General features: G+C 70.7%; 11 protein-coding genes and 2 pseudogenes. 2 read left to right on the plus strand and 11 right to left on the minus strand.

Annotated elements, in window-relative coordinates:
* Positions 1-212: 212 nt before the first annotated feature.
* Complete coding sequence (locus ACWCRJ_RS29995; RefSeq protein ID WP_450942335.1) at positions 213-1,973, minus strand: S8 family peptidase; 1,761 nt, start codon at positions 1,971-1,973, stop codon at positions 213-215.
* A 470-nt stretch (positions 1,974-2,443) separates the two neighbouring features.
* Between ACWCRJ_RS29995 and ACWCRJ_RS30000 the strand changes: the two are divergent.
* Positions 2,444-2,644 (plus strand): annotated as a pseudogene (locus ACWCRJ_RS30000) (NUDIX hydrolase); the annotation flags it as partial.
* A 357-nt stretch (positions 2,645-3,001) separates the two neighbouring features.
* Here the strand turns inward: ACWCRJ_RS30000 and ACWCRJ_RS30005 are convergent.
* The 3 genes and pseudogenes from ACWCRJ_RS30005 to ACWCRJ_RS30015 form a co-directional block, all read right to left on the minus strand.
* Positions 3,002-3,856, minus strand: a complete 855-nt coding sequence (locus ACWCRJ_RS30005) for an RCC1 domain-containing protein (protein WP_450942230.1) — start codon at positions 3,854-3,856, stop codon at positions 3,002-3,004.
* Between the two features lie 41 nt (positions 3,857-3,897).
* Positions 3,898-4,356 (minus strand): annotated as a pseudogene (locus ACWCRJ_RS30010) (IS481 family transposase); the annotation flags it as partial.
* A gap of 103 nt (positions 4,357-4,459) precedes the next feature.
* On the minus strand, positions 4,460-4,825 hold the full coding sequence (locus ACWCRJ_RS30015) for a VOC family protein (RefSeq protein WP_450942231.1): 366 nt from the start codon (positions 4,823-4,825) through the stop codon (positions 4,460-4,462).
* A 92-nt stretch (positions 4,826-4,917) separates the two neighbouring features.
* On the opposite strand from ACWCRJ_RS30015, the gene ACWCRJ_RS30020 reads away from it, so the two are divergent.
* Positions 4,918-5,883 (plus strand): helix-turn-helix transcriptional regulator, encoded by a 966-nt coding sequence (locus tag ACWCRJ_RS30020; RefSeq protein ID WP_450942232.1) that lies wholly within the window; start codon positions 4,918-4,920, stop codon positions 5,881-5,883.
* 10 nt (positions 5,884-5,893) lie between these two features.
* On the opposite strand, the gene ACWCRJ_RS30025 is transcribed toward ACWCRJ_RS30020, so the two are convergent.
* The 7 genes from ACWCRJ_RS30025 to ACWCRJ_RS30055 form a co-directional block, all read right to left on the minus strand.
* On the minus strand, positions 5,894-6,040 hold the full coding sequence (locus ACWCRJ_RS30025; RefSeq protein WP_450942233.1) for a hypothetical protein: 147 nt from the start codon (positions 6,038-6,040) through the stop codon (positions 5,894-5,896).
* A 256-nt stretch (positions 6,041-6,296) separates the two neighbouring features.
* Positions 6,297-7,178: an SMP-30/gluconolactonase/LRE family protein gene (locus ACWCRJ_RS30030; RefSeq protein WP_450942234.1), complete on the minus strand. Its 882-nt coding sequence runs from the start codon at positions 7,176-7,178 to the stop codon at positions 6,297-6,299.
* Between the two features lie 17 nt (positions 7,179-7,195).
* The gene (locus ACWCRJ_RS30035) at positions 7,196-8,158 is read right to left on the minus strand and encodes a sugar kinase (protein WP_450942235.1); all 963 of its coding nucleotides are present in this window, start codon (positions 8,156-8,158) and stop codon (positions 7,196-7,198) included.
* Positions 8,158-8,778, minus strand: coding sequence for a bifunctional 4-hydroxy-2-oxoglutarate aldolase/2-dehydro-3-deoxy-phosphogluconate aldolase (locus ACWCRJ_RS30040; protein WP_450942236.1), 621 nt, complete (start codon positions 8,776-8,778; stop codon positions 8,158-8,160). The genes ACWCRJ_RS30035 and ACWCRJ_RS30040 overlap by 1 nt, the downstream gene beginning before the upstream one ends.
* Positions 8,779-8,831: 53 nt before the next feature.
* Positions 8,832-9,977, minus strand: a complete 1,146-nt coding sequence (dgoD, locus tag ACWCRJ_RS30045) for a galactonate dehydratase (protein WP_450942237.1) — start codon at positions 9,975-9,977, stop codon at positions 8,832-8,834.
* Complete coding sequence (locus tag ACWCRJ_RS30050; protein ID WP_450942238.1) at positions 9,974-10,732, minus strand: FadR/GntR family transcriptional regulator; 759 nt, start codon at positions 10,730-10,732, stop codon at positions 9,974-9,976. The genes dgoD and ACWCRJ_RS30050 overlap by 4 nt, the downstream gene beginning before the upstream one ends.
* A gap of 55 nt (positions 10,733-10,787) precedes the next feature.
* Entirely contained in the window at positions 10,788-11,531 is a 744-nt protein-coding gene (locus ACWCRJ_RS30055; protein WP_450942239.1) for an SDR family NAD(P)-dependent oxidoreductase, read from the minus strand.
* Between the last annotated feature and the right edge of the window lie 109 nt (positions 11,532-11,640).

Below are 11,640 nucleotides of genomic sequence, written 5' to 3' on the forward strand. Positions count from 1 at the left end.
TACCCCGCCCCCGGCCCGCCCCCCCCCCCCCGCGCCGCCCGCGCATTTTGGGCCGGGGGGGGGTTTAACCCCCCCCCCGAGACCCATATGCCCCCTGCTGCCCAGCAGTTCGCAGCCCTTGCCGAACAACCCCCCGCCCGCCATGTCCGCGGCGGGCGGGGAGGTGTCGCCGGCGCAGTGCGTGCTGTACGCGGGCGTTGCCGGGTCCTGCGCTAGAAGGTCAGGTTCCAGGCGTCGATCTTGCCTGTGTCGGAGGCGGCGTTGTCGTTGACGCGCAGCTTCCAGGTGCCGTTCGCGACCTCCGAGGAGGCGTTCACGGTGAAGGTCTGGGCGACGTTGTCGGCGCTGCCGCCGGCGCGGTTGTGCAGTGTGTAGACGGTGCCGTCCGGCGCCACCAGGTCGACCTTCAGGTCACCGATGTAGGTGTGCTTGATGTCCACACCCACCTTGAGGGTGGCCGGGGCGTTGCCGGTCACGCCGGTGACGGCGATCGGGCTCTCCACGGTCGCGTTGTCGTTGACGGCGAAGTCCGCGAGGTTCTCGAAGTACTTGCCGGGCGGCGGGGTGGCCCCGACGGCCTTGAGGGCGTCGACCTGCCCCTCGCCGAAGAACGAGTTGTTGGCCGTCGTGCCCGTGCAGCGGCTGTCCGAGGGGCAGGCGATGTCGTTGGCCTGGGTGGCCAGCTTCGCGCGGATCTGCGCAGGGGTGATGCCCGGGTCGGCGCTGGCGATGAGCGCCGCCACGCCGGCCACGTGCGGGGTCGCCATCGAGGTGCCGCTCTTGCTGCCGTAGCCGCCGCCGGGGACGGTGGAGTACACGCTGCTGCCCGGCGCCGCGACGTCGATGACTCCCTGCCCGAAGTTGGAGAAGGAGGCCTTGGTGACGCCCGTGCCGTTGGCCGCGACCGTGACCACGCCCGGCAGCTCGGTCGGGATGTCGAGGCAGGCGTTGGTGATGGTGCGGGTGACCGGCGTCGAGTCGTTCGGGCTCGCGGAGTCGGTCGTCTTGTGAGCGAGGTCGTAGTTCTCGTTGCCCGCGGCGGCGATCTGGAGGGAGCCCTTGCCCTCGGCGTACTCCTGGGCGCGCTTGACGCCCTCGATGATGGCGGCCTGGTCGATGTTGTCCGGGCAGTTGAACTGCCACGGGTCCGTGTAATAGCTGTTGTTGGTGACCTTGAAGCCGTGGTCACCGGCCCAGACGAAGCCGCAGATGGTGTTCTCGGCGAAGAAGAAGGCGTTGCCCGGCTCGGCGACCCGGACCGCGGCGATCGTCACCCCGGGGGCCACGCCGACGACGCCCTTGCCGTTCTTGGCCGCGGCGACGGTGCCCGCCACGTGGGTGCCGTGTGTGTCGACGTCCCGCCAGGCGCCGGCACGGGTGTCGGGCTTGCCGTAGGCGCAGGAGACCGAGTCGGCCGCGTTGAAGTTGGGCGCCAGGTCCTGGTGCTGGTCGTCCACACCGGTGTCCAGGATGCCGACCTTGACCGAGGCGGAGCCCGGGTTCACGGCCCAGGCCTGGTCGGCCTTGATCTGGCTCATGTCGGCCCGGACCGGTTCTCCGGCCGGGGTGGAGGACTGAGCCGGATTGGCCGGGAGCGCCGGGTTGTAGGCGTCGGCCGGGACGTCCGAGGTGCGCGTGGCGCCGACCTGCTGCACGCCGGCGACGCCGCGCATGGTGGCGGCGAATCCGCTGGACGCCGAGTGGGCGACGATCACGCCGATGGCGTCGAAGTTGGAGAAGACGGTGCCGCCGTTGGCCGCGATCGCGGAGCGGACCGCCGAGCTGTCACCGGGGGCGGTGATCACGAGGTAGGCACGCGTGCCGGCCACCCAGGCCGCAGTCTGGGAAGCCGACACGGTGGCCGGAGCGTGGGCCTTGGCGGCCGGCGCGGTGGAGGGGACGACGGGGAGCGTGCCCGCGAGGGCGCCCGGGGCGCCGAACGTGAGGGCGGCGCCGAGCGTGGCCGCCAGCACCAGCGTGCGTCTGGACCGGCTGGATATGTGGGGTATCAATGCGTCCTCCGGAGACGGCCCGGCCGTGCTGAGGGCACCGGCCGGGCCGTACGAAACGAGTGGTGGATGCAAGATGTCAGGTGCATGCTCCTGCACGGAAGTACCTTTCCGTGCAGGGACGTTGTCAGGGCATGGCTGAAAAGAGACACACCTCCTCCGCCACGAGTCCCGACGGATCAGCAGGAACAGCTCTTCCTTCGAGGCCACCACCCGGCATGCCCCCTCACGGAGACCCACACCGAGCCGCCCAGCCCAACGTCGAGGGTGGGGCCGACGCGGGCCCGATAAGTGGGGCCGCGTCGGCCTGGTCAGCGGCTACATCATCCTCGCGTCGCTGGACGCCGGGGCTGCGTGCGGACGTTCTGGATCAGCCGCCTCTTCCGCGTCTACCTGCTGTGGGCGGCTGTCGTCACTGGCACGGTGAGGATCCGTTCTATGGGGTCCGCATCACCGGCGGCCAACTCCGACCCGAGCCGAACGGCGACATCGTCGAGTCGGTCTGGACCCCGGTCCCCGACGTCGTCCACCTGCGCCGGTCGTCGTTGGTCGACATCGGCCTCGCGTTGGCCCAGACCGTACCGCCGACCGGCCACGTCGCTCACGTCCCGGTCGGCGGCCTGATCCAGCACTGAGCCGTAGACAGCCTGCCGGGGGCAGATCAGCACTCATCCGGTTCATGGCACCGTCCGGTCGCGGGACGGCGGGTCCGGCTGGGAGGTCTGGGCCTCGCCCGAGGTACCGGGCGAGGTCTGGGCGCCTTTCTCTGGCGTGCGCACCCCGGGCCTCGGCTCGTCCGGGTCCCGGGAAGCCGGCGAGGCCGTGTTCTGCACCTGGGAGGAAGCCGATCAGGACGGCTGCTCCTACCGCGCGTCGCGGGTGCGGCCGCCCCGACGACCCGACGACCGACTGGGGCGGCGACGAGGGCGAGGACGACGTGTTCTCGCTGGCCGACGTCCACGTGTCCAGAACACATAGGAAGTCCGGCCGGATTACCCGGGAAGCCTGATTCCGGACCAGGCGTCGACGGCGCACTGTCCGTCGGCGTTGTTTCCCGTGGACACGACTGTGCCGCCCGCACGCAGGCCGAGGGTGTGCGTCGAACCGGCTGCCACGGCGATGATGTCGCGCCAATCGCCGACTTCGCACTGTCCGTAGCTGTTGTCTCCCGCGGCGAGGGCTCGCCCGGACTCAGTGACCCCGACGGTGTGGTAGCTGCCCGCGTCGAGCGCCACCACCTCTTCCCACCCATCGACCGCGCACGCCCCGGATGTCCGGTCTCCGGTCGCCACTGCGCGCCCGTCGGCTCTGAGGCCGACGGTGTGGGCATACCCGGCCGCGATGGCGGCGAGGTCACGCCACCCTTCGACGGCGCCTTGACGTCGTCGATTGTTGCCCGCGGCCAGTGCGGAACCGTCCGACCGAACGCCGACCGAGTGCCAGTCGCCGCACGAGACGGCGACCATCTCACGCCAGGACTGCACGTCGCACTGCCCTTCTGCGTTCCGGCCGGCGGCCAGCACGCGGCCGTTCTCGAGCAGCCCGAGCGTACGGCGCCAGCCCGCGGCCACGGCCGCGACTCCGCTCCATCCGGCGACATCACATTGCCCGTCGCCGTTCCACCCCGTCGCCAGCACCGTGCCGTCCGACCGGAGTCCCACCGTATGGGACTTGCCCGTGTTCGTCGCCGTATGGACGTTGCCGGCCGCCACCGCGACGACATCCTCCCAGCGCTCGACGCGGCATTCACGGGCTGCGGTATGACCCACGGCGAGAACGGTTCCGTCCCGGCGCCGTCCAACCGAATGACGCCTTCCGGCCGCAAGCGCCGACCAATTGGCGAACATGCTGACTCCTCGTCCATACCCTGGGGCGGGTCCGCGACATGATTCCACACCGCGATCACGGCTGACCGGGCGTCCTCGCTGCTGAACTCGCGGTCGTAGAGGAGTACTTCCTCGGCCATGATGCGCTGGTAGGGCTCCAGTCCCCGGTGTGTCGAGGTGTGTACGGCTTGCTTCTCTGATGCCGGGCGCGGAAGGCAGCAGCCGTCGCGCCCTTCTCATCGCCCAGCGGTTCTGTGTAGGCGAGCCGTGAGAGACCGTCGACGACGGAGTGCAGGTAGACGTAGTCGCGCTTCGCCCCGGCCGGCTTCGCCCGACTGGCGACCTCGGTCTGATCGCTGTCCCGGCCGTGCGTGGCCCGCCACCCGCCGCCATCAGGGATCCGGCCGGCCTTCTTCACATCCAGGTGCACCATGTGTCCGGACCGGCGGGCGGTGATCTTTCCCCGGCTTCCGGTTGTTCTCGCCGCCTGAGCCGATGAAGCGGCGTCTGCCGAGGCCGAGTCAGCCAGTCACTCACTCACTCACTGGGGCACTCGTCGTCCTCTCGAAATCGGACGACGGCAGGCGCGACACATGTCGTGTGCGCCTGCCGCGTTGTGGACTTTCAGTCCTGCGGTGCGACGCGGATACGGTTCCCGTCGGGATCGGCTGCGAGGAAGGTCAGCCCGAACCCCGCATCATGAGGCTCGTGCAGGATCGTGACGCCCTGGGACTGCCACTGCTTGAAGATCGCGTCGAGCTCGTCCGGCCCACCGTCGATGGCCACGCAAACCTCACTGGTACGCGGGACGTCCGGTGAGAGATCCTCGAACTGGCCGGCCCACAGAGCGAGGTCAGCGCCCGGCCCGAGGTCGAAGGTGATGTATCCCGGAGTCTCGAACGACGGCCTCATGTCGAGGAGGTCGCCATAGAAACGCGCTGCGGCGGGAGCGTCGTTCACGTAGACGATGGACACGACGGATGTGGTCATGGTCATTCCTTCTCACGGGTCGTTGGTACGCATCCACCAGCCTGGCCGGGATATGCGCCGCATCATGTCGCAATTCCTGAAAAGCTTGGTGTGTGACGCCAGACCGCTTCTTCACTCTGATGCTGCTCCTCGAATCGCGGGATGCCGTGACCACACAGGAACTTGCCTCGGCGCTCGGGGTGTCCCTTCGAACCATCACCCGGGACCTGAACTGGCTCCGCGACGCCGGTCTGCCGGTGACCGCACAACGGGGCCGCCTCGGAGGCGTGACCATGCTGCCCGGGTCCGGGCTCGACCTCACGCGGCTCACGCCGGGCGAGCGTGATCATCTCTCGCTCACCGGGCTGGACGAGAAGCAACGTGCGGAGCTCAACGCATCGGCCGAAAGCCGGCGCGCGCTTTCCAAGATCGTCGCAACACAGTCACGTCGAAGTCATGAACTCCCGCCGCTCACCGACGTCGTGCACGTGGACAGCCGTCCCTGGCTCCAGACACGAGCCTCGGGCACGACTCCGGCTTCGCTGATCGGCTCGGTGCGGCGAGGTCGCCGGCTACGGATCGAGTACGACAGCCCACGCGAGTCATGTCCGCGCGACCTGGTCGTGGATCCCTACGGGCTGTTCGCCAAGGCCGGCATCTGGTATCTCGTCGCCGACTGTGACCAAGTGCCACGGATGTACCGACTCGAACGGATCACGGCGTGGAGAGAAGTCGACCAGCCGCGACGGATCCGCGAGAACCAGACGCTGGCCATCGTCGCCGCAGCGCTCGTCGATCGGTGGGAACACGACCATGCGATCGAGGTCAGCGCCACCATCGACCACACCCAGATCGAGCGAGCGCGACGGATCTTTGGCCAACGACTCGTCTGGGACGACCGTGAGGAATCCGCCACCGGCCACAGGGTGACGATCCGCTTCCTGCGTCTGGAGGACGTGCGAGCACTCCTGCCGTTCGGGAGCACCATCACCGTGCACGGCCCCACCGAAGCCAGGGCTCACCTCCGTGACCTCGCCACCAGCCTCGCCCACCACTATGCGCCGTCACCCACATCCTGACCCGTAACAGCTAGGTGACGGCAAGGACTTTCGTGATCTCTGCGGGCAGCTCGCCGGTGATGACGTCCGGGTTGTACTGGGGCGTGATCCGCAGCTCCGGCTCGCCCTCATGCTCCGTGCGACGGTGGTTTCCGGGTCCATGTTCGCGCTGGGGCACGGCCTTCCCGCCCGGGTCACGACGGGTTTTCGGCGGAACCTCGGATCGCGGATGACCGGCTCCGTGCGCCGACCCGTCCGGCCGACCCGGTGGCACGTGCCGGACGTCGTTGCAGTCGGCGTGGCGGTCCGCTCCCCGGCCTCCGACGACGCTGCGCGAGGGAACCGGACCACCGCACCACCGCACCCCCACTGCGCACGGCCCGGAGCGATTCGGGCGCCCTGGGTTCGTCCGGACGCGCGACCACGGGTTGTCTTCAGCGGCGGCCCCGCCAGGAACAGGCCGCTGTTCCCCTGACCGGCACGGGGATGCTGAGCACCGCGCCGGAGGCCGCCGTCGGATTCTGCACGCCGTGCCGGGCCGTGGTGATCAGGAGGCGGTTGTGTCCGGGGGGCAGGCACACCGACGTGGGGTGCGGAGCGGGCACGGTCACCGTGCGGAGCAGGCGGCCGTCGGGGTGGTACCGGCGGATCGTGCCGGCGCCCCACATCGCGACCCACAGGCAGTCCTCCTCATCGACGGTCATGCCGTCGGGGCTGCCCTCGGCATCGCGCAGCCGGGCGAAGGTCGTCGGGGTGGACAGTTCGCCCGAGACGGGGTCGACGCGGCAGCGGAGGATGGTGCCGGCGGCCGTGTCGGCCAGGTACATGGTCGTGCCGTCGGCGGTGAACGCCGGGCCGTTGGGGATGGTCAGGCCGTCGAGGGCGCGTACGACCGTGCCGTCGGGGTCCGTTCGGTAGAGCGAGCCCGCGCCGGGGGTGCCGTCGTAGGCCATGCTCCCGGCCCAGAAGCGGCCGGCGGGGTCGGCGACACCGTCGTTCATCCTGCTGAGGACGGGAGTTTGGTCCTCGGGCCGGTCCAGCCATTCCAGTGCGCCGTCGGCGGTGAGCAACGCGATGCCCGTGCCCACGGCGGCGATCCAGGCCCGCGGCCTGTCGTGCACCGGCGCGACTGCGCCCAACGGCACGTCGAGTGCGGCCAGTTGACGGGGCGCTGGCTCCGTGTCGTCGCGCAGCTCGAAGAGCCGGCCGGTGAGGATGTCGACGTACACGTACCGGCCGTCGACCCAGCGTCCGCCCTCGGCGAGTTCGTATCCCCCGTCAACGACGACCGTGACGGGCGCTGTCGGAACTTCCATGAGTCACCTCGTGTCGGTCAGCGGACGGTCGTGCCGTCGGGTTCGTCGAACAGTCCCAGTTCGTCGCGGGTGGGGAGCCCTTCCCAGTCGCCCCGGGTGGCGACCGCGAAGGCCGCGGTGGTGACGGCGCGGTGCAGACGGGCCTGAACGTCCGCGCCGTCGAGGAGGCCGGAGAGGTACCCGGCCACGAAGGCGTCGCCGGCGCCGACCAGGTCGACGGCGTCGACCTGCCGCGCGGCGCTGTCGGTCGTTGCGTCGGCGGAGAAGACCGTCGCGCCGTGTGCGCCGCGTTTGACGATCACCTCTTGGACGCCTGCGTCCAACATGCGCTTCACGGCCTCCGACTCACCTGCCGCGGGCCGTTGCTGCACCAGCGGCAGCTCGTCCTCGGAGGCGACGAGCAGGTCGGTGTGGACCAGCAGCGGCCGGAGGGCGGCGCGGGCGCGATCGGCTGTCCACAGCCTGGAGCGGTAGTTGACGTCGAGGCATACGGTGATGCCCGCGTCGCGGGCGGCCGTGGCGGCGGCCAGGACGGTCTCGGCTGCCGAGGGCCCGAGCGCCGGGGTGATGCCGGTCAGGTGCAGGATGCGGGATCCGGAGGCCAGCGCGGGCAGTACGCCGGCCGGTGTGAGAGCGGAACCCGCCGAACCGGTGCGGTAGTAACTGACGCGGGTCAGCGTGCCCAGGCGGGGTTCCGTCAGCAGCACCCCCGTGGGCCGTCCGGCGTCGTCGGTGGCCGCGTGGCTGATGTCGATCCCTTCGGCGCGCAGGGTGCGCAGCACCAGGGCGCCGAGTTCGTCCGCGCCGACCCGGCCCGCCCAGCGCACCCGGTGTCCGAGCCGGGCGAGGCCGATGGCGACGTTGGACTCGGCTCCCGCCACGGAAAGGCCGAGACTGCCGCCCATCCGCAGGGCGCCGCCGGCGCGCAGCGCGGCCATGGTCTCGCCGAAGGTCACCACCTCGGGAGGAGCAGATGTCATCACGACGTCTGCCCTGCGGCCACCCTGCGGAACTCGGCCGCTCGGGACCGGAGTTGCTCCAGGTCGCCGCCGTCGGCCGCGTCACCCACGAGCGGTGAGCCGACACCGACGGCGAGGGCACCCCGAGCCAGGTAGTCGCGGGCGGCCTGTGCGTCCACTCCCCCGACGGGCACGAAGGGCACCTCGGGGAACGGGTCACGCAGGGCCCGCAGGTAGCCGGGCCCGCCGAGGGAGCCGGGGAACAGCTTGACCGCGTCCGCGCCGCGCGCGAGGGCGGCTTCGATCTCGCTCGGTGTCAGGGCGCCCATCAGCACGGGCACGCCGTACGGCGCCAGCCCGTCGACCAGTGCCGGGGTGACCAGGTACGAGGCTCCGGCGTCGACCGCGCGGGCCGCGTCCGCCGCTGAGCGCACCGTGCCCGCGCCGAGGAGGGCGTCGGGGCCGAGCGCGGCGCGGGCCTGCCTGATCACGGTCAGGGCGTCCGCGGTGGTCAGCGATATCTCGACGGCGGTGATGCCCTCGTCCACGAGGGCCTGCACGGTGCGCAGGGCGGCGACGGGGTCCTTGCCCCGTACGATCGCCAACAGGCGTTGGCGTCGGAGGGATTCCACCAGGTGCATGAAAGCGGGCTCTCCTTGCGGGTTCGGTTCGAGGGCGGCGGCCGGCGCGGCGGTCACCATTCGGTGAACGCGCCGTCGGTGCCGCGCCACACGGGGTTGCGCCAGCGGTGTCCGGTCTCGGCGGCTCTGCGTACCGCCTTCTCGTCGATGTCGACGCCGAGACCGGGGCGGGTGCTCGCGACCGCGTGTCCGTCCTGGAATCGGAAGGGTTCGGGATCCATCACGTACTCCAGCAGGTCACACTGCTGGTTGTAGTGGATGCCCATGCTCTGTTCCTGGATGAGGAAATTCGGCACCGAGAAGGCGATCTGCAGGCTTGCGGCCAGGGCGATCGGGCCGAGGGGGCAGTGCGGGGCCAGGGCGACGTCGTACGTCTCGGCCATGGCCGCGATCCGGCGGACCTCGGAGATGCCGCCGGCGTGCGAGATGTCGGGCTGGGCGACGGCGATGCCGCCGGCCATGACCTCACGGAAGTCCCAGCGCGAGTAGAGGCGTTCGCCGGTGGCGAGCGGAATGCTCGTGGACTGCGCCAGACTGCGCAGGTGATCCGAGTGCTCCGGCCGGACGGGCTCCTCGACGAACAGCGGGTGCAGCGGCTCGAGTCGGGGCAGCAGCCGGCGTGCCATGGCGGTGGAGGCCCGGCCGTGGAAGTCGACGGCGATGTCCCGCTCGTCGCCCAGCACTTCGCGGACGGCCGCGACACGGGAGACGACTTCGGCGGTGCGTGCCGGGGTGTCGATCGGGGCGAGTTCGGCGGAGGCGTTCATCTTGACGGCGGTGAAGCCCGCCTTCATCTGTTCCTCGGCGAGTTCGGCGACCTCGCCGGGGCGGTCGCCGCCGATCCAGGCGTACATCCGGACGCGGTCGCGGACGGGGCCGCCGAGGAGGCGGTGCACGGGGACGCCGTACGTTTTGCCGGCGATGTCCCACAGGGCCTGGTCGATGCCGGCGACGGCGCTGGAGAGGATGGGGCCGCCCCGGTAGAAGCCGCCCTTGGTGAGCACCTGCCAGTGGTCCTCGATGCGCAGCGGGTCCCGGCCGACGAGGTAGTCGGCCAGTTCGTGCACCGCGGCACGTACGGTCTCGGCGCGGCCCTCGATCACGGGCTCACCCCATCCGGTGACACCCTCGTCGGTGGCGATGCGCAGGAACAGCCAGCGCGGGGCCACCAGGAACGTCTCAAGTCCGGTTATCTTCAAGAATTTTCCTCGCGGAGCAGGTCATTCGCGGGGTCGGGCGCGGTGTCGTCGTGGTCTACCCGGGCCTGTACGGCGGCCAGGTCGTGGGACGCCTGGGCGAGCAGGGATTCGACGGCCGCCACCGCGGCGTCCGGGTCGCCCGCCTCGACCGCGTCGAGCAGTTCCTGGTGCACGGGGAGGGAGTCGGAGAAGTGCCGGGCGCCGTGCACGATGCGGTCACGCACACGCAGGCCGGCCTCGATGACGACCTCCATCCGGCTGAGCAGCTCGTTGTGCGCGGCGTCCAGCAGGGCGCGGTGGAAGGCCAGGTCCGCCTCGACCATCGCCTCGGCGTCCGTCCCGGCCGCCGCCATCGCGTCGAGCGCCTGCCGCAGGGCGTCCAGGTCGGCGGTGGTGCGGCGGGCCGCGGCGAGCCGGGCTCCAGCGGGTTCGACGATCGCGCGGACCTCGGCGAGATCGTCCAGGAACCCGTCGGTGGGAGCGCTGCTGCCCTGCCAGCGCAACAGGTCGCTGTCGAGCAGGTTCCAGTCGGCGCGGGGCCTGATGGTCGTGCCGCGTTTCTGCTTCGACTCCAGAAGGCCCTTGGCCGCCAGCACGCGCAGCGCCTCGCGCACGACGGTCTTGCTCACGCCCAGTTCGGTCTCGAACTTGACCGGGTCGACGACGGTGCCCGGGGGGTAGTCGCCTCGGATGATGCGCCGGCCCAGCTCCTCCACCGCCTGAGCGTGCAGCCCCTTGGGGGGATGGGTCACCACGTTCTCCGTTTCCGTATCGGTCCTTGCGCCTGGCTCACCGCACGGTGCGCGACGCTCACGAGGACTCCTTCATGACGCTCCATCCTCCATCGACCAGCAGGCTGGCGCCGGTCACATAGGAGGCGTCCGCCGATGCGAGGAAAGCGACGGCCGCTGCGACCTCCTCCGGCCGCCCGAACCGCCTGGCCGCCGTGGCCGCCACGCTGCGCGCCCGGTCGGGCTCCGGGATCCCGTCCCATGCGGCGGTCAGGATGGGACCGGGCAGCACGGTGTTGACCCGGATGTCGGGACCGTACTCGACGGCCAACTGCCGCCCCAGCGAGCACAGCGCGCCCTTCGCGGCGGCGTAGGCGGCATGGCCCGGCAGGCCGATGACCGCGTGCACCGACGAGGTCAGGACGACGGAGCCCCTCGCCTCGCGCAGCATGGCCGCGAAGGTCTTCATCGCGCGCCAGGCGGGCTTGAGCAGCACCGCCATCTGACCGTCCCACTCGGCCTCGCTCAGTTCGTGGGCGGGCTTGTTGAGCTGGGCGTAGGCGTTGCTGTGCAGCACGTCCAGCCGGCCGTGGTGCTCGTCGACATGGCGGGCCAGGTGCTCCCAGTCGGCGGCAGAGGTCACGTCGCAGTGTACGAACTCCGCGCGTCCGCCGCCGTCGGTGATGTCCGCCGCGACTGCCTTGCCGGCCGCGTCGTCCACGTCCGTGACCACGACCACCGCTCCTTCGGCCGCGAGCCGGTGGGCCGTGGCCGCGCCGATACCGTGCGCCGCCCCGGTGATCACCGCCACGCGCCCCGTCATCCTGCGGCATTCCGTCATCACGTGTGTCTCCCCTCGCTCCTGCCTACGCACCCACCCTAGCTGTTTCAATTAATTATGAATATATCTTGACGGCATGGCGATGCCACTC

This window comes from Streptomyces sp. NPDC002324, assembly GCF_053593335.1.

What these genes read in the sequence shown, in the direction of transcription:
- ACWCRJ_RS30005 (WP_450942230.1), bottom strand. Translation starts at nt 3,856, where the DNA reads ATGTTCGCCAATTGGTCGGCGCTTGCGGCCGGAAGGCGTCATTCGGTT.
- ACWCRJ_RS30015 (WP_450942231.1), bottom strand. Translation starts at nt 4,825, where the DNA reads ATGACCACATCCGTCGTGTCCATCGTCTACGTGAACGACGCTCCCGCC.
- ACWCRJ_RS30030 (WP_450942234.1), bottom strand. Translation starts at nt 7,178, where the DNA reads ATGGAAGTTCCGACAGCGCCCGTCACGGTCGTCGTTGACGGGGGATAC.
- ACWCRJ_RS30035 (WP_450942235.1), bottom strand. Translation starts at nt 8,158, where the DNA reads ATGACATCTGCTCCTCCCGAGGTGGTGACCTTCGGCGAGACCATGGCC.
- ACWCRJ_RS30040 (WP_450942236.1), bottom strand. Translation starts at nt 8,778, where the DNA reads ATGCACCTGGTGGAATCCCTCCGACGCCAACGCCTGTTGGCGATCGTA.
- ACWCRJ_RS30055 (WP_450942239.1), bottom strand. Translation starts at nt 11,531, where the DNA reads ATGACGGGGCGCGTGGCGGTGATCACCGGGGCGGCGCACGGTATCGGC.